Source organism: Rickettsia sp. TH2014 (assembly GCF_019249195.1).
Classification (GTDB): domain Bacteria; phylum Pseudomonadota; class Alphaproteobacteria; order Rickettsiales; family Rickettsiaceae; genus Rickettsia; species Rickettsia felis.
The window spans coordinates 76-586 of sequence record NZ_MXAX01000081.1 but is presented as its reverse complement, the minus strand read 5'-3'; the positions used below and the strand labels follow the sequence as shown (position 1 = coordinate 586).

The following is a 511-nucleotide window of genomic DNA, read 5'->3' as shown; positions in this document are numbered from 1 at the left end:
TCTACTCTCTATTGCGATTAAAAATGGGAGGATTACCATGATAATACATTTAAACAATCATTCTAAAAAAATAATTCTAAATATCTTTTTAGCCTTACTGCTTGGATATTTTGTTTTTCATTGCATATATGGTAACAAAGGGATTATTGCGTATTTAAAAGTAAATAGGCAGCTTGAAAAAGCTTATGATGAACTAAAAGGCTTACGCGCAGAAAGAGTAGAACTTGAACATAACGTCAAATTACTCCGAACGGAATCGTTAAATAAGGATATGTTAGAAGAACAAGCAAAGAAAGTTTTAGGAGTAGCAGATCCTAAAGAACAGGTGTTTACAATAAAAGATAAACCTAATCAAAGGTAAACAACGTCATTGCGAGGAAGGCTTGCTTGCGTAGACCTATTTATCCGTCATTGCGAGGAAAAATTGAAAATTTTGTACGTCCGCAATCTCAGAATGTTTGACAAGATTGCCATGTCGGGACTATGTCCCTCCTCGCAAGGCGTTGTTGCG

The 511-nt window shown here is 35.4% G+C and carries 1 protein-coding gene; it reads left to right on the top strand.

What is annotated here, in order from left to right; all coding sequences use genetic code 11:
• The first annotated feature begins 37 nt into the window (after nucleotides 1-37).
• Entirely contained in the window at nucleotides 38-361 is a 324-nt protein-coding gene (locus KYQ89_RS01365; RefSeq protein WP_218460064.1) for an FtsB family cell division protein, read from the top strand.
• The last annotated feature ends 150 nt before the right edge of the window (nucleotides 362-511 follow it).